Here is a 19960-nt window from a genome sequence, read left to right on the forward strand (position 1 = left end):
TCGTCCAGCCAGCCTCCGCCATCCCTGCCCCACGCTCTGACTCCGGCTCTTCGGCCGCCGGTCAGAAGCACTTCTTGCCGCCGATGCTGACATCGACCTTCATGCCCTTGAGCCGGAAGTTCCCGCCGGTCGCCGACCAGGCGTTGGACTTCACCCCGGAGACGGTGATGTCCCCGGCCTGCAGCCCGAACTTCCCTTTCTCGCCCTTGATTCCGGGCACCTCGTCGAGCGTCGACGCGTCCCGGCCGATCTCCGCCGTGCCGAAGTGGGCGTCGCCCTCCAGATCCTCGCCGTCGATGATGAGATTGCTCGCGGTGACATTCCCCGCCGAGCCGCCCGCGGTCAGCTTGAACACGACGGTGCCCACCGGGGTCTTGACCTCCGCGGCCTGGCAGATGTCGGAGAGGGTCGCGTCACCGATCCCGAGGAGCGCCACCGGGTGCCCCTTGCCGTCGATGTCCCGGTCGGTCTGTACGTAGGAGGACAGGCCCTCGCTGGTGAGCTTGCCGGATGACACCTGGAAGCTGGTGCCGGAGACGGCGAAGGAGGCGGCGAGCGCCCCCTCGGCCATCACGGAGGCCAGCGCGCCGACGGCCAGGACGGCCGGCAGGGCCACGACGGCCGTCTTCTTCCAGGAGGTTCTGCCCTCGCGCGAAGGGGTACGCGCTGCGCTCATAAGTCTTCCTCCCGTACGGCGGTCCATGGGCGTAGGGGGAGTGCGTGAGAGAGCGCCTTCGGGCGCAGAACCGGCAGGTGGCGTGCTTCTGCCATACTGCGCATACCCGAGGCAGTTGGAGACTAGGGCCGAAATTGAATAATAGTCAACAGCGCGGCACCGACCGTCCCGCGGACGCGCGCCCGCAGGCGCGCGGCACGGACCGATCCGTGGCACGCCGCGCCGAACTCATCACCATCGGGCGGAAGTTGTTCGCCGACACGTCGTACGACGCCCTGTCGATGGACGACATCGCCAAGCAGGCATGCGTCGCCAAGGGGTTGATCTACTACTACTTCAAGTCCAAGCGCGGCTACTACCTCGCGATCATCGAGGACTCGGTCGCGGAACTGGTCGAGCGCGCCGGGCGCCACGACGACCTGCCGCCCGCCGAGCGGGTGCACAGCACCATCGACGGCTATCTGCGCTATGCCGAGCACCATCAGGCGGCGTACCGCACCATCATCAGCGGCGGTGTCGGCTTCGACGCGGAGGTGCACGCCATACGCGACGGTGTGCGCGAGGCCCTGATCGGGGCGATCGCCGACGGGGCGTACGGCCGCCGCGACATTCCGGAGCTCGCGCGCACGGCGCTGCTCGGCTGGCTGTGCAGCGTCGAAGGCGTCACGCTCGACTGGATCGGTCAGCGGGGTCTGGCGCGCGAGACGGTCTGCGACCTCCTCGTGCGGACGCTCGGCGACACGCTGCGCGTCATCGAGGACTTCGAGCCGTCCTTCCCGGCCCCGCCGCGGCCATGAGGGCTCATCGGGGCCATGAGGAAGGGGCGGGAGCCGTCCGGCACCCGCCCCAACCCCTGCGTACAGAAGGCCCGTTCACGGATCGATCAGTTGATGGCCTCGGTCAGTTGATGGCCTTGATCAGCTCGCCGTCCGCCGTGTCGCCGCTGAGCTCCCAGAAGAAGGTGCCACCCAGACCTGCCTGGTTCTTGTAGTCCATCTTCCCCGCGATGGTCGCCGGGGTGTCATAGCTCCACCAGTTGGTCCCGCAGTGCGCGTACGCGGTCCCGCCGACCGTGCCGTTGGCCGGGCACTTGGTCTTGAGTTCCTTGTAGTCGTCGATGCCCGCCTCGTACTTGCCCGCGGCGGCCCCGGTGGCGGTGCCGCCGGGCTCCTTCTGCGTGACGCCCGTCCAGCCACGGCCGTAGAAGCCGATGCCGAGCAGCAACTTGTCGGACGGGATGCCGAGACCCTGCAGCTTCTTGATCGTGGCGTCCGTGTTCCAGTTCGCCTTGGGGGCGCCCTCGTACGTCTTCAGCGGCGAGTGCGGGGCGGTCGGGCCCTTCGCCTCCCAGGCGCCGAAGTAGTCGTACGTCATCGGGTTGTACCAGTCGACGTACTGGGCGGCGCCCGCGTAGTCGGCGGCGTCGATCTTGCCGCCCTCCTCGGCGTCCGCCGGGATGGCCGCGGTGACGAGGTTGTCGCCGCCGAACTTCGAACGCACCGCGGACATCAGGTCCTTGTACGCCGCGCGCCCGCTGGTGTCACAGGTCAGACCGCAGGCGCCCGGGTACTCCCAGTCGATGTCGATGCCGTCGAAGACGTCGGCCCACTTGGAGTTCTCGACCAGGTCGTAGCAGGACTGCGCGAAGGCGGCCGGGTTCTTGGCGGCATCGGTGAAGCCACCGGACCAGGTCCAGCCGCCGAAGGACCACAGGACCTTGAGGTCCGGATGGGCCTTCTTGAGCTTGCGCAGTTGGTTGAAGTTGCCGCGCAGATCCTGGTCCCAGGTGTCGGCGACGCCGTCGACCGACTGGTCCGCGGTGTAGGCCTTGTCGGTCGCCGCGTAGGCGTCGCCCATCGTGCACTTGCCGCCCTGGACGTTGCCGAAGGCGTAGTTGATGTGCGTGAGCCTGTCGGCCGAGCCGGACGTCTCGACGTTCTTGACGTGGTAGTTCCGGTCGTAGACACCCCACTCGGTGAAGTACCCGACGACCTTGGACCCGGCCGCGGCCTCGGAACTCGCGGCCTCGGAGCTCGCGGCCCTGGCGGAGGCGGTGTCGGGACCGGCCGCTGCGGTGCCCGCGCCGGCGAGCAGGCCCCCGCCCAGCACGGCACAACACGCGGTGGCTATGAGCGCCCGGAAAGGAGCGCGGGGGAGGTGCGGTCTGAGCATCGTTTCTCCTCGTGGGGGGAGAGGGTGCATGGGGGGACATGGAGCTGTTGACCTGTTGACCTGTGACCTGCGCATGCCGACGTGGCGTCGATGAACGAGGAACGTGACGTCGATGAACGAGGAACGTGACGTCGATGAACGTTGAATTGGCATGAACGCGATAAGGCGCTCGGCTGGACTCTAGAAGGACTAGACCAGTGGGGTCAATGGTTCGGACCAATTCCACCCCCCTCTTGCGGCCGTCAGCTATCTTTTGAGTAAGCGGTCGTTAACTAGTGACGGGCCGCCGCCGATCGGGCATACTCAACGCGCCACAGCCGCTGGTCACAGTGCCTTCCGCGACCCGGAAGCGCGCCATCGGCCGGGCCGTGAGACACGGTGGCGCCGCACACCCCGCGGGTCCGCCGCAGTGCCGAAAGGGAGGAGCGATCGCCATGCCTGAGCGAACCTTGCAGCAGCCGGTGGACCGTCAGCTGCCCACCGACGAGGCGCGGGATCTGTTCTCGCTCGTCCGTGAACTCGTCCAGCGGGAGATCACTCCCCGCGCGGCCGACGAGGAGGACGCGGGGCGCTTCCCGCGCGAGGTCTTCGCCCTACTCTCCGAGTCCGGCCTGCTCGGGCTTCCGTACGCCTCCGAGTTCGGCGGCGGCGACCAGCCGTACGAGGTCTATCTCCAGGTCCTGGAAGAGCTCGCCGCGGCCCGGCTCACCGTCGGCCTCGGGGTCAGCGTGCACTCCCTGTCCTGTCACGCGCTCGCGGGCTACGGGACCAAGGAACAGCAGGCCGAGCACCTGCCCGCGATGCTCGGCGGCGGACTGCTCGGGGCGTACTGCCTCTCCGAGCCGGCGTCCGGCTCGGACGCCGCGTCCCTGCGGACCAAGGCCGTCCGGGATGGCGACGATTGGGTGATCAACGGTACGAAGGCGTGGATCACGCACGGCGGAGTCGCCGACTTCTACACGGTCCTCGCCCGCACCGGCGGCGAAGGCGCCCGCGGCATCTCCGCCTTCCTGGTGTCGGGCGACGCCGAAGGCCTGAACGCGGCGCTGCCCGAGAAGAAGATGGGCATGAACGGCTCGCCCACCGCCCAGATCAACTTCGACGGGGTGCGGATCGGTGACGCCCGCCGCATCGGTGAGGAGGGCCAGGGCTTCGCGATCGCGCTCTCCGCGCTCGACTCGGGGCGGCTCGGCATCGCGGCCTGCGCGATCGGCGTGGCGCAGGCGGCGCTCGACGAGGCGCTTCAATATGCCATCGAGCGACGGCAGTTCGGGCGTCCGATCGCGGACTTCCAGGGTCTTCGGTTCATGCTCGCGGACATGGCGACGCAGATCGAGGCGGGCCGGGCGCTCTATCTGGCCGCGGCGCGGCTGCGCGACGCCGGCAGGCCGTTCTCCAAGCAGGCGGCCATGGCCAAGCTGCTGTGCACGGACGCCGCGATGAAGGTCACGACGGACGCCGTGCAGGTCCTCGGTGGCTATGGCTACACCGCGGACTTCCCCGTGGAGCGGTTCATGCGCGAGGCGAAGGTGCTGCAGATCGTCGAGGGCACCAATCAGATCCAGCGGATGGTCATCGCCCGTCACCTCGCGGGTCCCGACTCGCGCTGAACTGTCCGAGCCTGACCGGAGGCGCCGCGAGCCGCACCCACTCCGGGTCATGGTGCCCCGGCAGGGTCTTGCCCCGCTCGGCCCAGTTGCGGATGAGGGCGCGGTAGATGGGCGGATCCTGCAGGTGCGGCGGCTGGGGGTACTGCTGGGGCTGCTGCGGGCGCTGGGGCTGCGGCTGTTGCGGACGCTGGGGAACCGATTCTGCGGGGGGTTGGGGAGCCGCCAGCAGCGTGCGCCTGCGGCGGCCGGTCGGCGGGTGCGCCATGGGCATCGGCGTGGGGGTGGTCATACAGGGCCAACGCGCGGCGTGGGGAACAGGTCACCACCCGTCGGATTCGAGCGTCAGTTCGCGGCAAGCCCGCGCGGAGGCCGGGGGCGGGTCCCGTGATGCCCGCATCCCCGCTTGGCCCCGCGTCCCCGCGTTGCCCCGCCTCCCCGTGATCCGGGCGGCCCCCGGCTCCCCGAACACGGGCTGACACGTGTCTGGCTCCGTCACGCGCTCTGACGTACCGTCAACTCCGCGCCGGGGGCCCGGTATCCGCCCCGCGCCTGCCAACTGACGTGCGCCCAGGGAGGTTTGCCGTGGCAGACGACCGTCCCGTCCCGCTCGACGAGTACCCGATCCATCAAGTGCCGCTGTCCATGAAGCAGGTCGCGACGGGCGACCGCAACGCCTACGACCGCTGCATCTTCCATCTCTTCGATCACGAAGGTCGTTCGCTCCTCATCCTCGGGCTCGGCGTCTATCCGAACGTCGGTGTCATCGACGCGTACGCCACCCTGCGCAGAGGGGATGCGCTCCATGCCGTACGCGCGTCCGACGCGCTCGGCGACGATCGGATGAACCTCTCCGTCGGGCCCCTGACCATCACCGTCGAGGAACCGCTGCGGCAGCTGCGTCTGAGGTGCGCCGCCGACCCCGACGACCCCGACTCCCTCTCGTACGACATCACGTGGACCGCCTCCTTCCCCGCGCTCTGGGAGCCGCACCACATCCAGCGGCGCGGCAACCGGCTCTCCCTCGAAGGGCGTCGCTTCGTCCAGGCGGGCGGGTGCGCCGGGGTGATCCGTGTCGGCGGCGAGGACATCCCGGTGACGGCGGGGCAGTGGACGGCGACCCGCGACCGCAGCTGGGGTGTACGCCCGATCCCCGGCGAGGAACGCGGGCGCCTGGAGAAGGAGTTCGGCACGGAGGGCTTCCACTGGATCTGGAGCCCGGTGCGCTTCGACGACGGTTTCCTGATGGTCATCACCCAGGAGGACGCGGACGGCTACCGTTCCCTCAACGACGCCACGCTCGTACGCCCCGGGGAGCGCGACCGTCAACTCGGCTGGCCCCAGGCCGACATCACCTACCGCTGCGGCACCCGGCACCCCGAGCGCGCCGTCATCCACCTCACCGACCCCGACGACCGCAAGCCCCTGGAGCTCGGCGTCGAGGTCCTCGCCTCCCTGCCGCTCGCGGTGGGCGCCGGCTATCCGCCCGCGGACGGCTGGCAGCACGGAACGTGGCAGGGGCGAGGTTGGACCGACCGCCGTGACTACGACCTGTCGGACCCGAAGGCGCACCCCCGGGCCGCGTACGGGGTCATCGACCACGCCGCTCGCTTCACCCTCAACGGGCGTACGGGGTACGGCATTTTCGAGCACGGCAGCTTCGGCCGCCACGACCCGAGCGGCTTCGCCGGCTTCGACTCGGTCGCGCCCTGAGAGGAATGACGCGATGGCGACAGAACCCAGCAGGCCCCGCCTCCGCACCACCACCCGCGACCCCGAGGAACTCACCCGCAAGCTCACGGCGTGGCTCGCCGCGCGGCTGCCCGGCGCCAAGGCCACCGGCGTGCGGGTCCCGGAGTCCAACGGCATGTCGAGCGAGACGCTGCTCTTCGACATCGAGCACCCTCAACCACCGCTGCGGGCCTGCGCGTTGCGCGTGGCGGCGGACCCGGCGGCGTACACGATCTTCCCGGTCTACGACCTGCCTCGCCAGCACCGCACGATGCGGCTCGTCGCCGAACACGCCGACCTGCCCGTGCCGCGCGTGCTGTGGCTGGAGGAGGACCCGGGGCCGCTCGGTGCCCCCTTCTTCATCATGGAGCGGGTCGAGGGACGCGTGCCGCCGGACGTCATGCCCTATACGTACGAGGGGAACTGGCTGCACGCCGCGAGCGACGCCGAACGCGCTCACCTGGAGGAAGCATCGATCCGTCTGATCGCCCACCTCCATGACCAAGTGCCCCTCAGTGAGGCGCGATTCCTCACCCTGCCCGGCGAAGGCAGCCCGCTGCGCCGCCACGTGGCCGCCCAACGCGCCTACTACGACTGGGTGGTCGACGGCCTGCCCCGATCGCCCCTCATCGAGAGCGCCTTCGACCGGCTCGACGAGTGGTGGCCGCAGGACGAGGGCGAGCCCGTCCTCAACTGGGGCGACGCACGCATCGGGAACGTCATCTACGACGGCTTCGACCCAGCGGCCGTACTGGACTGGGAGATGGCGGCGCTCGCTCCCCGCGAGGTCGACCTCGGCTGGATGGTCTATCTGCACCGCTTCTTCCAGGACCTGACGGTGAGCTTCGGGCAGGACGGCCTGCCGGACTTCCTGCGCCGCGACCACATCGAGGAGCGCTACGCGGGGCTCACCGGCCACACACCGAGGTCCATGGACTTCCACACGCTGTACGCGGCGCTGCGGCACGCCATCGTCATGCTGCGCGTCGCCTACCGCCAAGTGCACTTCGGTGAGGCCGCGGTCCCCGAGGACCCGGACGCGCTGATCCTGCACCACGCCAGCCTGGCGGCCATGGTGCAGGGCAGCTACTGGTAACCGTCAGGCCGCGGAGCGCCGGTCCTGCTCGGGCACGCGACGCGGGCGCGAGCCCTGGTCGCCGACGTGCGAGAAGGGCTGCGTCCGCCAGTCGAGCCCCTGAGGGAGCGTCAGGAGCAGTGCGGTGTCCTGCTCCTGAGCCTCCATCGACTCGTCGGCGGGATCGGCGTCGACCGCGGCACGCCCCGTACCCGCACACACCGTGAGCCCGAACGGGTTCCACGGCTGGGCGCAGAGCGCGTGCTCGGGCAGGACGTCCTCGTCGGCCAGGAGCGCGATCGGCTGCGCGCAGTCGGGGCACGTCACCCGGTACATCTCGAAGGTGTCGTAGGCGTCGAACTCGGTCTCGGCCGGTTCGACGCCCTCCGATACGGGTGCGGACGCGGATTCATCGGAGCGCTGCTGCTTGCTGCGGGCAGAGCGACCGGGGCGCTTCAAGTTCTGCATGGGATTCTCCCCCTTGGGTGGGCCGAGAAGGCGCTGCGGCCTCGACCACAGCAAGCACTTCCCGTCCCGTCGTAGAGGTAATCGTGGCATCCCTTTGGACACGGTCACAGGTATGTGGCGTTCGTCACATGCCCGGCGAAGTTGCCGCCGTCGCGCCTACCGGTATCCGAAGGGATCAAGAGCCCTGTAGGTTCGGCGCATGGAGGAGCTGGACCGACAGATCGTGCAGCTGCTCGTCAAGGACGGGCGGATGAGCTACACCGACCTGGGCAAGGCCACGGGCCTGTCCACATCGGCCGTGCACCAGCGGGTGCGCCGCCTGGAGCAGCGAGGAGTCATCCGCGGCTATGCCGCGGTCGTGGACGCGGAGGCCGTCGGTCTGCCGCTCACGGCGTTCATCTCGGTGAAGCCGTTCGACCCCAGCGCACCCGACGACATCGCCGAACGCCTCGCCGGCGTCCCGGAGATCGAGGCGTGCCACAGCGTGGCCGGCGACGAGAACTACATCCTCAAGGTGCGCGTCGCGACCCCCCTGGAACTCGAACACCTGCTGAGCCGCCTGCGCGCGCTCGCCGGCGTCTCCACGCGGACGACGGTCGTGCTCTCCACGCCGTACGAGGCCCGGCCCCCGCAGGTCTGAGCGGCCCGCAGGAGACCCCCTGCGCGGGCCGCCCGCCCGGAGGGGCCAATACTGGTCCCATGAGCGAGAGCACCACCCCCCAGAGCGGCCCTCAGGGTCACCGCACCGTGCTGCTGCGCGGTGGCGACGTCCACAGCCCCGCCGATCCGTTCGCCACGGCCATGGTCGTCGAACGCGGGCACGTCGCCTGGGTGGGATCCGAGGGCGCGGCCGACGCGTTCGCCGACGGCGTGGACGAGGTCCTCGACCTCGAAGGAGCGCTCGTCACCCCCGCGTTCACCGATGCGCATGTGCACACCACGGCGACGGGGCTCGCCCTGACGGGACTCGACCTGACGGGTGCCCACTCGCTCGGCGACGCACTGGCTCTCGTACGCGAACACGCCGCCGCCAGGCCGCACGACCGCGTCCTCCTGGGGCACGGCTGGGACGCCGCCCGCTGGGCGGTCGGCCGTCCGCCCAGCCGCACGGAACTCGACGAGGCGGCAGGCGGCCGTCCCCTCTACCTCTCCCGCATCGACGTCCACTCGGCCGTCGTCACCACGGCGCTGCTCGACCTCGTCCCCGGCATCACAGGGCGCACCGGCTTCCGCCCGGACGCGCCGCTGACCGCCGACGCCCACCACGCCGTGCGTGCCGCCGCGCTCGGAGCAGTCACCCCGCAACAGCGCACCGAGGCCCAGCGCGCGGCGTTGCGGCGTGCCGCGTCCCTCGGCATCGGCTCCGTGCACGAGTGCGCGGGCCCGGAGATCTCCGGCGAGGACGACCTGACGGGGCTGTTGCGTCTCGCCGCCGACGAGGCCGGGCCGCGCGTGGTCGGCTACTGGGCGCAGCAGGGCGGGGAAGGCATCGCCCGTGCAAAGGAACTGGGTGCGGCCGGCGCCGCGGGTGACCTCTTCGTCGACGGCGCCCTCGGCTCGCACACCGCCTGTCTGCACGAGCCGTACGCCGACTCCGGCCACACCGGCACCGCCTATCTGGACGCCGCCGCCGTCGCCGCGCACGTCATCGCCTGCACCGAGGCAGGGATCCAAGCGGGCTTCCACGCCATCGGCGACGCCGCGGTGACCGCCGTCGTCGAGGGCATCCGCGCCGCATCCGAGAAGGTCGGTCTCGCCCGCGTCCGTGCCGCCAGGCACCGCGTGGAGCACGCCGAGATGCTCACCCCGGAGACGATCGCCGCTTTCGCGGAGCTCGGCCTCACCGCCTCCGTGCAGCCCGCTTTCGACGCCCTGTGGGGCGGCGAGGAGGGCATGTACGTCCAGCGCCTGGGCGCCGAACGGGCCCGCACCCTCAACCCGTACGCGGCCCTCCTGCGCACCGGAGTACCCCTCGCCTTCGGCTCCGACAGCCCCGTCACCCCGCTCGACCCCTGGGGCACCGTCCGCGCCGCCGCGTTCCATCAGACCCCCGAGCACCGGGTGTCGGTGCGCGCCGCGTTCACCGCCCACACCCGGGGTGGCTGGCGGGCCATCGGCCGGGACGACGCGGGTGTTCTGGTGCCGGGGGCGCCCGCCGACTACGCCGTCTGGCGGACCGCGGATCTCGTGGTCCAGGCCCCGGACGACCGGGTCGCCCGCTGGTCCACCGATCCGCGCTCGGGCACGCCGGGGCTGCCCGACCTGACCCCGGGCGCCGAACTCCCCGTCTGTCTGCGCACGGTGGTCTTCGGACAGCCGGTCTTCGTACGGCCGGACGAGTGATGTCCCGGCGGTGCGTACCGCCGATCGCGGCCCGTTGTCGCGTCGCACGACCTGCGTATCCTCGGCACTGACCTGGCCGTATTTGGAATCGCCCCAGGTCAAACGGCTATTGACAGAACGCTGCCGTCGGCCGGTAGGTTCGGCCGGGTCCACCACAGGACGTCCGACCGGAGAAATTCCACGCAGCCGTCGAACGCCGCTGGGCCATGGGCGGTGTGCCGCACCGGCGCACCACCACTGGGAGCCAGGTCCAGCGCCCGCGCCGCGGACGCGAGGGAACGTTCCACCGGGCCGGCAGGTGTGACCCGGGTGGGGCCCGGACGCTCAGTAGACAACGGCTCTCGGTCGACCCGCAGCCAGCGGGCCCCAGGTCGGCCCGAAGGGTGCCGGGCCCCGATCCGCAGTACTCCCCTCAACTGCCCGTGCCGCCGTGGCCGTGCGGGAAGCGGCCATTATGGTGGTCCTCTGCGTACGAACGAAGGGGCAGTAGTGAACGACGGCGGTGGGGTCTCCGAAACCGGTGACCAGGGGAGGCAGTTCGGTCCGCTCGGCCTGGCCTTGGTGATCGTTCCGACCTACAACGAGGCGGAGAACATCCAGTCCATCGTCGGCCGTGTCCGGCTCGCCGTGCCCGAGGCGCACATCCTCGTCGCCGACGACAACAGCCCCGACGGCACCGGCAAGATCGCCGATGAGCTCGTGGCCGACGACGAACACGTCCACGTACTGCACCGCAAGGGCAAGGAAGGCCTCGGCGCGGCCTACCTCGCGGGCTTCCAGTGGGGCCTGGACAACGGCTACGGAGTGCTCGTCGAGATGGACGCCGACGGCTCCCACCAGCCCGAGGAGCTGCCCCGGCTGCTCACCGCGCTCAAGGGCGCCGACCTCGTCCTCGGCTCGCGCTGGGTGCCGGGTGGGCGCATCGTCAACTGGCCCAAGTACCGCGAGATCATCTCGCGCGGCGGCAGTACGTACTCCCGGCTGATGCTCGACGTGCCGATCCGTGACGTCACCGGCGGCTACCGCGCCTTCCGCCGCGAGACCCTCGAAGGCATCGGCCTCGGCGAGGTCGCCTCGCAGGGCTACTGCTTCCAGGTCGACCTGGCACGCCGGGCGATCAAGACGGGCTATCACGTCGTCGAGGTGCCGATCACCTTCGTCGAGCGTGAGCACGGTGACAGCAAGATGAGCCAGGACATCGTCGCCGAGGCGCTGTGGCGCGTCACGGCGTGGGGCGTGGGGGAGCGCGTGGGACGCGTGGGCCGTGCTCTGGGCCGCAAGGACACGGAAGGGGCGCAGGAGCCCCCGCAGGACCGCAAGAAGCTCTGAGAAGGACCGCGAGGCCCCTTGATCGTCGCTGCCGCTGATCGTCGCTCCGGCAGCCGTTTGTTGATCACTCCCTTATGCCGGTCTGAGCCGTGCCCAGGCACACTGGAGCCATGACGACTGGCGTACCGCCCACCCGACCCGCCCGGCCCCGGCGCTCCCGCGTCCTGAGGTTCCTGCCGCTCGGCCTGGCCGCATGGCTGGTCCTGGAGATCTGGCTGCTCACCGTCGTGGCGGGCGCCGCCGGCGGGCTGACGGTGTTTCTGCTGCTCGTGGCCGGTGTCGTGCTCGGCGGCATGGTCATCAAGCACGCCGGGCGCCGCGCCTTCCGCGAGCTGAGCGAGGCGGTGCAACAGCAGCAGGGCGGTCTGGCGCCGCACCCCTCCGAGCGGGGCGGCGGCAATGCCCTGACGATGCTGGGCGGCCTGCTGATCATCCTGCCGGGGCTGATCTCCGACGCGCTCGGACTGCTCCTGCTGGTGCCGCCCGTCCAGAAGGCCGTCAGCCGTACGGCGGAGAAGACTTTCGAGCGCAAGGTCCGCGAGGCCACGCAGGGCGGCCTCGGCGACGCCTTCCAGCAGGCGCGCATGCGCCGCCCTGACGGCAAGGTCGTCCAGGGCGAGGTCATCAGGGACGACGAGCGGCCCCGCGGCGCGCACCCGGACGACCCGCAGCTGCCGCCGCGCTGAGCCGCGAGCCTGATGCGGCACGCAAGCCCCTGACGCAGCACGAAGGCCGGGGCCACTGCTCGGCAGTGGCCCCGGCCTTCGTGTGTCGTGCGGTGTTCTTCAGTCCGCCGTCAGGCGGACTTGCGGCTGTCCCGCGGATGCACCGCGATGTTCATGGCTCCTGAGCGGAGAACCGCAAGGCGCTCCTCCAGGACCTCCTCGAGTTCTTCTCGAGTGCGGCGCTCCATGAGCATGTCCCAGTGCGTACGCGCGGGCTTCCCCTTCTTCTCCTCAGGTCCGTCGCCGTCTACGAGGAGTGCCTGGACCCCGCAGACCTTGCACTCCCACTCCGGCGGGATTTCTGCCTCTACCGAGAACGGCATCTCAAATCGATGTCCGTTCTGGCATGCGTACTCCACGGCCTGGCGCGGAGCCAAGTCGATGCCGCGGTCGGTCTCGTAGCTGGTCACCACGAGGCGCGTGCCGCGAAGAGCTCGCTCACTCATGAATCGTGCCTCCCGGGCTTGTCGCCCACAGGACAGGTGTCGCTGTCGTCGTCATCCGGTCAACGTCCGGTCGGCGGTAAAGATTCCCGTTAAGGGTCATGCGTCGCCGTCGTATGCCGCCCCTTGTTGTACCCACCAGCGCCCGGTATGTCACATCTGGCAGAGGATGTCACCCTGCGTTTCTGAATCTTCAGCGCGCAGTAACGGTCCGCCTGGTAAGCCAAACGCGTACACTACCGCCCTTTGGCTTCAGTTGCTAAATCCTGTCGGGTACGGGATTTCCCGCGTCGCGGATCGCACGCCGTACGGGTACCCGCGCGAGCAGCACGAAACCGATCACGAAGAAGGCCACGAGCGAGACGATCGCGTCCCGGTAGCTCCCCGTGAGCTGGTAGGTGAGGCCGAAGATCAGTGGCCCGAGCCAGGCCATGCCGCGATCGCTGATCTCGTACGCCGAGAAGTACTCGGCCTCCTTGCCCGCGGGCACCAGATGCGAGAACAGGGACCGCGAGAGCGCCTGCGATCCGCCGAGCACCAGACCGATCCCCGCGGCGAGCACGAAGAACCACACCGGAGCGCCGGCGGGCAGGAAGAACCCGGCCCCGATCGTCACCGTCCACGCGACGAGCGAGCCGAGGATGGTGCGCTTGGCGCCGTACGTCCGCGCGAGGCGGCCCATGGCCAGCGCCCCCACCACCGCGAGCACCTGCACGAGGAGGACCGCGACGATCAGCGTGGACTGTTCGAGGCCGAGCTCTTCGGCGCCGTAGACGGACGCCTGGGAGATCACCGTCTGCACGCCGTCGTTGTAGACCAGATAGGCCAGCAGGAAGGACAGGGTGTGCGGATGGCGGCGCATGTCGCGCACGGTCGACGCCAGCTGCCGCCAGCCGCGTGCCGACGCCTCGGAGGGCGGCGCCTTGCGGTCACGGAGCCGCCGCAGCGGTACGAGTGTGAAGGCGCCCCACCACACGCCCGCCGACGCCAGACAGATGCGCACGGCGGTCGACTCGGAGACACCGAAGGTGTCATGGGCCAGGAACAGGATCAGATTCGCCACCAGGACGAGCGCCCCCGCCGCGTAACCGAACGCCCAGCCGCGCGAGGAGACCGCGTCACGCTCCTGGGGAGGGGCGATCTGCGGCAGATAGGCGTTGTAGAGCACCATCGAGACGGCCAGCGAGGCGTTGGCGACGATCAGCAGGAAGCCGCCGAGGAGGTAGCGGTCGCCGTCCAGGAAGAACATGCCCGCCGTCGCAGCGGCCCCCAGATAGGCGGCCACCGCGAGCAGCGGCTTCTTGCGGCCCGTGCGGTCGGCGGCCGCTGCCGCGAGCGGCATGACGAAGACCGACACGATCACCGAGGCCGACACCGCGTACGCGAAGAAGGACCCGGCGCTGATCGGGATGCCCAGCGGGCGGACGTATCCGTCGCCGTCAGCGGCCGACCTGGCGATCTCCGTCAGATACGGCCCGAGGAACACCGTCAGGACGCTCGTCGAGTAGACCGAGCACGCCCAGTCGTAGAAGTACCAGCCGCGTTGCTCCCGCCGTCGCCCGGCGGTGCTCTCGTCGGCCGGTGGCGCTGCCCGCACGGTGTCGGTCCCCACCCGTGCCCCCTCGCTGGTTCCCCGTGGTCCGCTGCCGCCCCGGAGGCGGTCAGGCCCAGGCTCCCCGGTCCTTCAGCACTTCGCGCAGCGTCTCGATGTGATCAGAGATGATGCCATCTACACCGAGGTCGAGAAGAGCGGCCATGCGCTCGGCGTCGTTGACCGTCCACACGTGCACCTGGAGCCCGCGCGCGTGGGCCGCCCGGACGAAGCGATGGTCCACCACTCTGATCCCGCCGTGCGTCTCGGGCACCTGCGCGCACACCGCGGAGCGGCGTACGACGGCGGGGACGCCGTACGAGTTCAGCCGCAGGGCCGCCACGCCGCGCGTACCGAACGAGGTGGCGAGGCGTGGGCCCGCGAGCCGCTGGGCGCGGGCCACGCGCGCCTCGGAGAACGAGCCGACGCACACGCGGTCCCAGGCGCCGATGCGGCGCAGCAGGTCCATGAGCGGGAGCAGGGCGGGCTCGGCCTTGACGTCCACGTTCCAGCGGACGTCGGGAAAGGTCTCCAGGAGCTCTTCGAAGAGGGGCACCGGCTCACTGCCCGCCACGCGCGCGTGGCGCACGTCGCTCCACGGGAGGTCGGCGATCCGTCCGGCCGCGTCCGTCACCCGGTCGAGCGTCGCGTCGTGGAAGGCCACGAGGCGGCCGTCCGACGTGGCGTGCACATCCGTCTCGATGTAGCGGTACCCCAGGGCGACCGCGCGCCGGAACGCGGCGGCGGTGTTCTCCAGGCCGTCCGCGGCCCCGCCGCGATGGGCGAAGGCGAGCGGGCCCGCGTGGTCGAGATAGGGATGGCGTACGTGCGTGGTCACCGCTGCAGTATCGCCTGCTCCGGTTGGCCGCCGGCAGCCACGACGCCTCCCGCGGATGGAGCGGGGACGGCGAAGAAGCGCAGGAAGAACTGGGCCAGCGGGCCGATCGCCAGCGCGTACAGGACCGTTCCGATGCCCACCGTGCCGCCGAACGCGAACCCGGTGGCGACCACAGCGACCTCGACCAGCGTCCGCATCATCCGGATCGAGCGGCCGGTGCGCTGATGCAGGCCTGTCATCAGGCCGTCCCGGGGTCCCGGCCCGAACTTCGCCGCGATGTAGAGCCCGGTCGCCACACCGTTCAGGACGATCCCCGCCACGAGCAGCGGGATCCGGACGCCCAGCTCATGCGCCTCCGGCATCAGCGCGAGGGTGCCGTCCATCGCCAGGCCGACGACGAAGACATTGGAGACCGTGCCCAGGCCGGGGCGCTGCCGCAGCGGGATCCACAGCAGAAGGACCGCGGCGCCGATGAAGATCGAGACGACGCCGATGGACATCCCCGTCAGCTCGGCGAGGCCCTGGTGCAGCACGTTCCACGGTTCGAGTCCGAGCCCGGCCACCACCAGGAGCCCGGAGCTCGCGCCGTACAGCGCCAGACCGACGTACAGCTGGATCAGCCTGCGGGTGAGGTGCGGCTTGGACGGCTTCGGTGGCTTCGGTATGGACAAGGTGTGCCCCCCTGCTGGTGATGTGGCCTGACGCATGACACTCTGTGGCTCGTAAAGGGATGCCAACCATGGCCAATTCCAGGAAGGTGGACTGGGAATCATGGCTCAGTGGACTTCGGCGGTGGGTGCCACGCAGCTCGCCCGGCTGCTCACCTCCCAGCAGACGCGCCCCGCGGGCCCCGGCACGCGCCGCCCGCCCGCCTACCGGGCCCTTGCCGACGGCATCCGCATGCTCGTCCTCGAAGGGCGCGTCCCGGTCGCCGCCCGGCTGCCCGCCGAGCGCGAGCTGGCCGTGTCACTCGCCGTCAGCCGGACCACGGTAGCGGCCGCGTACGAGGCGCTGCGCACTGAAGGTTTCCTGGAGTCCCGCAGGGGAGCGGGCAGTTGGACCGCTGTCCCCGCGGGCAACCCCCTGCCCGCGCGCGGGCTCGAACCCCTCCCGCCCGAGGCGCTCGGCTCCATGATCGACCTGGGCTGCGCGGCACTGCCCGCGCCCGAGCCCTGGCTCACCCGTGCCGTGCAGGGCGCCCTGGAGGAACTCCCTCCGTACGCGCACACGCATGGCGACTTCCCCGCCGGGCTGCCCGCACTGCGCCAGATGCTCGCCGAGCGCTACACCGCGCGCGGCATCCCGACGATGCCCGAACAGATCATGGTCACGACCGGCGCGATGGGCGCCATCGACGCGATCTGCCACCTGTTCGCACCGCGCGGCGAACGCATCGCCGTCGAGTCCCCGTCGTACGCCAACATCCTCCAGCTCATGCGCGAGACGGGTGCCCGCCTGGTCCCCGTCGCGATGTCCGAGGGGCTCGATGGCTGGGACCTGGACCGCTGGCGGCAGGTGCTGCGGGACGCCGCGCCCCGCCTTGCCTACGTGGTCGCGGACTTCCACAACCCCACGGGCGCGCTCGCCGACGAGGACCAGCGGCGGGGGCTCGTCGACGCCGCGCGCTCCGCGGGAACGGTCCTCGTCGTGGACGAGACCATGATCGAGCTGCAGCTCGACGACGACCTGACGATGCCGCGCCCCGTCTGCGGCTTCGACCCGGCGGGCTCGACCGTCATCACCGTCGGCTCGGCCAGCAAAGCCTTCTGGGCGGGCATGCGCATCGGCTGGGTGCGGGCGGCGCCCGACGTGATCCGCAGCCTCGTCTCGGCACGTGCGTACGCCGACATGGGCACCCCCGTCCTGGAGCAGCTGGCAGTGAACTGGCTTTTGAGCACCGGCGGCTGGGAGTCGGCCGTGCAGGTGCGCAGGGCCCAGGCCCGCGAGAACCGCGACGCGTTGGTCGCCGCCGTCCGCCGCGAACTGCCCGGCTGGGAGTTCGCGGTACCGGCGGGCGGACTCACCCTGTGGGCGCGTGCGGGCGGCCTCTCCGGCTCCCGCATCGCCGAAGTGGGCGAGCGGGTGGGGGTCAGGGTCCCCTCAGGGCCGCGCTTCGGCGTGGACGGAGCCTTCGAGGGGTATGTGCGGCTGCCGTTCACCGTGGGGGGCGCGGTGGCGGAGGAGGCCGCGGTGCGGCTGGCCGCGGCCGCGCGTCTGGTGGAGACAGGGGCGGGCACGGGGGTGGAGACGCCGCGGGCCTTCGTGGCCTGAGGGTCCCGAGGTTCTGAGGGTCCTGACCCCTGGGCGTCAGCCCTCGGCGGGGACGGGCTCCGGCGCCGTGCCGGGCGCGGGCGCCACGATGTCGGCGTCGGCCTCGGTGGCGGTGCTCGTTTCGGCGTCGGCGGGGGTGCTCCGCGCGGGCAGCAGCTCCGTCACCGCCCGCCGGTGCGCCTCGCTCGTCGCGTCGTCGTACGGATCGGGCGTCGCGGGGACCTGGAGCCGGTGCACCGGACCCGTGCCGAGCCGGGCGTACCCGCGGCCGGGCGGGATGTCGGACGTGGGCGTCGTGCGCGGCGGCACCCCGAGGATGCCCTCGACCTGGTCGAGCGTCGTGGGGCCGAGGACCACGCGCGCGCGTGTGTGCTGACGCACGGGGTCGCTCAGGGTGTCCAGGCTGTCGAACTGGTCGGCCACGACGACCGTGACGTTGGCCGCTCTGCCGTGCCGCAGCGGCACCTGGAGCAGCGACTGCGGGTCCTTGCGGCCGTCCGCCGCCGCGAGGTGACCGAGCACGCTGGGGCGGTCCATGAGAATCCACAGGGGACGCTTGGTGTCCTCCGGGGCGGGGTGGCCCGCCTGCCGGGCTCGGTTGGCGGAGATGAGGCGCCGCTCCGTCTCGTGTGCGGCCCACTCCAGGCTCGCCAGGGCTCCGGCGAGTCCGCACTCGATGGCCAGGACTCCGTCACGTCCGTTCAGGCAGGCGTAGTCGCCGATGCCGCTGCCCTCGATGATCAGGACGTCGCCGTGCTGCAGGGCCTGCAGGGCGACCGAGCGCAGCAGGGTGGTGGTGCCGCTGCCGGGTTCGCCGACCACCAGGAGGTGCGGCTCGGTGGAGCGGGGGCCGGTGCGCCAGACGACGGGGGGCACGTCGCGCTGCTCGTCGCCGTCCGTCACGGGGAGGGTGCGCTGGACACCGGTGGGATCGGTGAAGCCGAGCACGGTCTCGCCGGGGGCCGTGACGAACCGCTGGGCGGCGATGTCGGTGGGCAGCGGGGGCAGCACGTTGACCGTGAGCTGGTTGCCCTCCTCGTCCCACTCGAAGTGGTACTCGCGCCCGCGGCCCGACTTGGCGTGCAGCAGCTGCTCGATCCGTGTGCGGGATTCGGCCTCGCCGTCCGTGAAGTACGCGGGGTAGCGCACCACCAGATGGGAGACACGTCCGTCGTCGTCGAACTCGTACGACGTGAGGGCCTTGTCCCATTCGCCGCCGTGCGCGAAGAGCGGAGCTGGATCCTCGGGGACGGAGAAGTACGGCACGAGCGCTTCGTAGAGGGACTGCAGCCGCTGGGTCTGCGCCTCGTCGGGGCCGGTGGGGGCGGGCGCCGTGCGTTCCCTGCCGGTCCACGCGGCGGCCCCCATCAGGCAGATGGCGGCGAGCAGCGGACCGTACGGCATGAGGACCATGACCAGGACGACGGAGGCCGCGAGGAACAGCAGCGGTCCGCGCTTGTCCTTGGGGGTGTCGGCCCACTTGCGCCGCCCGGCGGCTGCCAGCCGGCGCAGTCCACGAGTGATCGTGATCAGCGGGTGGAGGACGTCGGTGGCGCTGTCGGCGGCCGACCGTGCGAACTCCCGGCTCCGGGCGATCGAGGCGGTGCCGTTGCTCAGGATGCGGGGGAGGGGGCGCCGGGCCACGTCAGTCTCCAGATGGTGCGAACGTACGACAGGGAGGGAGAGGCGTCAGAACTTGATCCCGCCGAGGAGGCTCGCCAGGCTCGCGCTGCCGGCCTTGATGCTCGGGGCGATGGCGGTGCCCGCCATGAAGAAGCCGAAGAGCGCGCAGACCACCGCGTGAGACGCCTTGAGGCCGTCCTTGCGGAAGAACAGGAAGACGATGATGCCGAGCAGCACGACGCCCGAGATGGAAAGGATCATGACGGTTCTCCTGGTTGGTGGGGACAGTCACCATGAGTTGTTCCAGGTTCACAGCATGTATCCATACGATAAAAGGTGCAAATGGGGGAATTTTCCTGAATTTCCCTCGAATGGCGGAGGCTGCTGAGCCGCCCGAGCGCGGGTTGGGAGGGCGTCCGGGTGCCTCCGTGATCTTTGCCGCGGGCGCCCCCCGTCATGTACCCGGACGGGCAGTACCCTGTCGATTCACTCGTACGGCTGCACTCGGCGCCGTACGACCCCCGAGTCACCCCGCAGTCGAAAGGCGGTCTGGTCCATGAGCGAAGCCCCCGACCCGGAAGTCGTGGAGCTGGCGACCAAGATCTTCGATCTGGCTCGTCAGGGCGACACCGCGGCCCTGGCCGCATACGTGGACGCAGGCGTTCCGGCGAACCTCACCAACGACAGCGGCGACTCGCTCGTGATGCTCGCGGCCTACCACGGTCACGCGGACGCGGTCAGAGCCCTTCTGGAGCGGGGCGGTGACGCCAACCGTGCCAACGACCGGGGACAGACGCCGCTCGCCGGCGCCGTCTTCAAGGGCGAGGACGCCGTGATCAGGGCGCTGCTCGACGGAGGAGCGGATCCGGCCGCGGGCACACCGTCGGCGGTGGACACCGCGCGGATGTTTGCCAAGACGGAGCTGCTCGAGCTGTTCGGGGCCGCCTGAGCGGGGTACCTGACCAGCAACAACGGGGGCGCTGGAAATGTGGTCGCGGCGGGCTGAACCGCTGGGTCATCATGACGACGTGATTCACGGACGCGACGGCGGGGCAGGAGTTGCCGCAC

General features: G+C 70.7%; 20 protein-coding genes. 10 read left to right on the plus strand and 10 right to left on the minus strand.

What is annotated here, in order from left to right:
* Nucleotides 1-61 precede the first annotated feature (61 nt).
* Nucleotides 62-676 (minus strand): DUF6230 family protein, encoded by a 615-nt coding sequence (locus tag ACZ5WE_RS16230; protein WP_467686358.1) that lies wholly within the window; start codon nt 674-676, stop codon nt 62-64.
* 134 nt (nt 677-810) lie between these two features.
* Here ACZ5WE_RS16230 and ACZ5WE_RS16235 point away from each other — a divergent pair, with 134 nt between their 5' ends.
* The gene (locus ACZ5WE_RS16235; protein ID WP_467686356.1) at nt 811-1473 is read left to right on the plus strand and encodes a TetR/AcrR family transcriptional regulator; all 663 of its coding nucleotides are present in this window, start codon (nt 811-813) and stop codon (nt 1471-1473) included.
* 103 nt (nt 1474-1576) lie between these two features.
* Here the strand turns inward: ACZ5WE_RS16235 and ACZ5WE_RS16240 are convergent, their stop codons facing one another.
* Nucleotides 1577-2848: a glycoside hydrolase family 18 protein gene (locus tag ACZ5WE_RS16240; RefSeq protein WP_467686354.1), complete on the minus strand. Its 1272-nt coding sequence runs from the start codon at nt 2846-2848 to the stop codon at nt 1577-1579.
* Between the two features lie 434 nt (nt 2849-3282).
* On the opposite strand from ACZ5WE_RS16240, the gene ACZ5WE_RS16245 reads away from it, so the two are divergent.
* Nucleotides 3283-4458 carry an acyl-CoA dehydrogenase family protein gene (locus ACZ5WE_RS16245; protein ID WP_467686352.1) on the plus strand — a complete coding sequence of 392 codons (1176 nt, stop codon included), beginning with the start codon at nt 3283-3285 and terminating at the stop codon, nt 4456-4458.
* Here ACZ5WE_RS16245 and ACZ5WE_RS16250 read toward each other — a convergent pair.
* Nucleotides 4421-4747 (minus strand): hypothetical protein, encoded by a 327-nt coding sequence (locus tag ACZ5WE_RS16250; protein WP_467686350.1) that lies wholly within the window; start codon nt 4745-4747, stop codon nt 4421-4423. The two genes, ACZ5WE_RS16245 and ACZ5WE_RS16250, sit on opposite strands and share 38 nt — an antisense overlap.
* Nucleotides 4748-5040: 293 nt before the next feature.
* Here ACZ5WE_RS16250 and ACZ5WE_RS16255 point away from each other — a divergent pair, with 293 nt between their 5' ends.
* Nucleotides 5041-6168, plus strand: coding sequence for an Rv3169 family protein (locus ACZ5WE_RS16255; RefSeq protein ID WP_467686348.1), 1128 nt, complete (start codon nt 5041-5043; stop codon nt 6166-6168).
* 13 nt (nt 6169-6181) lie between these two features.
* Nucleotides 6182-7282, plus strand: a complete 1101-nt coding sequence (locus ACZ5WE_RS16260) for a phosphotransferase family protein (protein ID WP_467686347.1) — start codon at nt 6182-6184, stop codon at nt 7280-7282.
* A 3-nt stretch (nt 7283-7285) separates the two neighbouring features.
* On the opposite strand, the gene ACZ5WE_RS16265 is transcribed toward ACZ5WE_RS16260, so the two are convergent.
* A complete protein-coding gene (locus tag ACZ5WE_RS16265; protein WP_467686346.1) occupies nt 7286-7729 on the minus strand; it encodes a hypothetical protein in 444 nt (147 codons plus the stop codon).
* 199 nt (nt 7730-7928) lie between these two features.
* Between ACZ5WE_RS16265 and ACZ5WE_RS16270 the strand changes: the two genes are divergently transcribed.
* The 4 genes from ACZ5WE_RS16270 (at nt 7929) to fxsA (ending at nt 12087) form a co-directional block, all read left to right on the plus strand.
* Entirely contained in the window at nt 7929-8369 is a 441-nt protein-coding gene (locus ACZ5WE_RS16270; protein WP_160503714.1) for an Lrp/AsnC family transcriptional regulator, read from the plus strand.
* Between the two features lie 59 nt (nt 8370-8428).
* On the plus strand, nt 8429-10072 hold the full coding sequence (locus ACZ5WE_RS16275; RefSeq protein WP_467686344.1) for an amidohydrolase: 1644 nt from the start codon (nt 8429-8431) through the stop codon (nt 10070-10072).
* A 489-nt stretch (nt 10073-10561) separates the two neighbouring features.
* The gene (locus ACZ5WE_RS16280) at nt 10562-11401 is read left to right on the plus strand and encodes a polyprenol monophosphomannose synthase (RefSeq protein ID WP_467686342.1); all 840 of its coding nucleotides are present in this window, start codon (nt 10562-10564) and stop codon (nt 11399-11401) included.
* 110 nt (nt 11402-11511) lie between these two features.
* A complete protein-coding gene (gene fxsA / locus ACZ5WE_RS16285) occupies nt 11512-12087 on the plus strand; it encodes an FxsA family membrane protein (RefSeq protein ID WP_467686340.1) in 576 nt (191 codons plus the stop codon).
* A 110-nt stretch (nt 12088-12197) separates the two neighbouring features.
* On the opposite strand, the gene ACZ5WE_RS16290 is transcribed toward fxsA, so the two are convergent.
* The 4 genes from ACZ5WE_RS16290 to yczE form a co-directional block, all read right to left on the minus strand.
* Entirely contained in the window at nt 12198-12572 is a 375-nt protein-coding gene (locus tag ACZ5WE_RS16290; protein ID WP_249591189.1) for an RNA polymerase-binding protein RbpA, read from the minus strand.
* Between the two features lie 256 nt (nt 12573-12828).
* Nucleotides 12829-14181: an MFS transporter gene (locus tag ACZ5WE_RS16295; RefSeq protein WP_467686338.1), complete on the minus strand. Its 1353-nt coding sequence runs from the start codon at nt 14179-14181 to the stop codon at nt 12829-12831.
* Between the two features lie 49 nt (nt 14182-14230).
* Complete coding sequence (locus ACZ5WE_RS16300) at nt 14231-14998, minus strand: glycerophosphodiester phosphodiesterase (protein ID WP_467686336.1); 768 nt, start codon at nt 14996-14998, stop codon at nt 14231-14233.
* A complete protein-coding gene (yczE, locus tag ACZ5WE_RS16305; RefSeq protein ID WP_467686335.1) occupies nt 14995-15705 on the minus strand; it encodes a membrane protein YczE in 711 nt (236 codons plus the stop codon). Before yczE ends, ACZ5WE_RS16300 begins: the two co-directional genes overlap by 4 nt.
* 64 nt (nt 15706-15769) lie before the next feature.
* On the opposite strand from yczE, the gene ACZ5WE_RS16310 reads away from it, so the two are divergent.
* Entirely contained in the window at nt 15770-17269 is a 1500-nt protein-coding gene (locus ACZ5WE_RS16310; RefSeq protein ID WP_467686333.1) for an SCO1417 family PLP biosynthesis transcription factor, read from the plus strand.
* Nucleotides 17270-17305: 36 nt separating this feature from the next.
* On the opposite strand, the gene ACZ5WE_RS16315 is transcribed toward ACZ5WE_RS16310, so the two are convergent.
* Nucleotides 17306-18913, minus strand: a complete 1608-nt coding sequence (locus ACZ5WE_RS16315; RefSeq protein WP_467686331.1) for an ATP-binding protein — start codon at nt 18911-18913, stop codon at nt 17306-17308.
* Nucleotides 18914-18958: 45 nt separating this feature from the next.
* Nucleotides 18959-19153 (minus strand): hypothetical protein, encoded by a 195-nt coding sequence (locus ACZ5WE_RS16320; protein ID WP_160503705.1) that lies wholly within the window; start codon nt 19151-19153, stop codon nt 18959-18961.
* A gap of 295 nt (nt 19154-19448) precedes the next feature.
* Here ACZ5WE_RS16320 and ACZ5WE_RS16325 point away from each other — a divergent pair, with 295 nt between their 5' ends.
* Nucleotides 19449-19841 (plus strand): ankyrin repeat domain-containing protein, encoded by a 393-nt coding sequence (locus tag ACZ5WE_RS16325; protein ID WP_160503704.1) that lies wholly within the window; start codon nt 19449-19451, stop codon nt 19839-19841.
* The last annotated feature ends 119 nt before the right edge of the window (nt 19842-19960 follow it).

This window comes from Streptomyces sp. NPDC033180 (assembly GCF_055577645.1).

Coding starts and splice junctions, on each gene's coding strand:
- ACZ5WE_RS16230 (WP_467686358.1), bottom strand. CDS start 676: ATGAGCGCAGCGCGTACCCCTTCGCGCGAGGGCAGAACCTCCTGGAAG.
- ACZ5WE_RS16260 (WP_467686347.1), top strand. CDS start 6,182: ATGGCGACAGAACCCAGCAGGCCCCGCCTCCGCACCACCACCCGCGAC.
- ACZ5WE_RS16325 (WP_160503704.1), top strand. CDS start 19,449: ATGAGCGAAGCCCCCGACCCGGAAGTCGTGGAGCTGGCGACCAAGATC.
- ACZ5WE_RS16250 (WP_467686350.1), bottom strand. CDS start 4,747: ATGACCACCCCCACGCCGATGCCCATGGCGCACCCGCCGACCGGCCGC.
- fxsA (WP_467686340.1), top strand. CDS start 11,512: ATGACGACTGGCGTACCGCCCACCCGACCCGCCCGGCCCCGGCGCTCC.
- ACZ5WE_RS16290 (WP_249591189.1), bottom strand. CDS start 12,572: ATGAGTGAGCGAGCTCTTCGCGGCACGCGCCTCGTGGTGACCAGCTAC.
- ACZ5WE_RS16310 (WP_467686333.1), top strand. CDS start 15,770: ATGGCTCAGTGGACTTCGGCGGTGGGTGCCACGCAGCTCGCCCGGCTG.
- yczE (WP_467686335.1), bottom strand. CDS start 15,705: ATGCGTCAGGCCACATCACCAGCAGGGGGGCACACCTTGTCCATACCG.
- ACZ5WE_RS16270 (WP_160503714.1), top strand. CDS start 7,929: ATGGAGGAGCTGGACCGACAGATCGTGCAGCTGCTCGTCAAGGACGGG.
- ACZ5WE_RS16245 (WP_467686352.1), top strand. CDS start 3,283: ATGCCTGAGCGAACCTTGCAGCAGCCGGTGGACCGTCAGCTGCCCACC.
- ACZ5WE_RS16275 (WP_467686344.1), top strand. CDS start 8,429: ATGAGCGAGAGCACCACCCCCCAGAGCGGCCCTCAGGGTCACCGCACC.
- ACZ5WE_RS16265 (WP_467686346.1), bottom strand. CDS start 7,729: ATGCAGAACTTGAAGCGCCCCGGTCGCTCTGCCCGCAGCAAGCAGCAG.
- ACZ5WE_RS16320 (WP_160503705.1), bottom strand. CDS start 19,153: ATGATCCTTTCCATCTCGGGCGTCGTGCTGCTCGGCATCATCGTCTTC.
- ACZ5WE_RS16240 (WP_467686354.1), bottom strand. CDS start 2,848: ATGCTCAGACCGCACCTCCCCCGCGCTCCTTTCCGGGCGCTCATAGCC.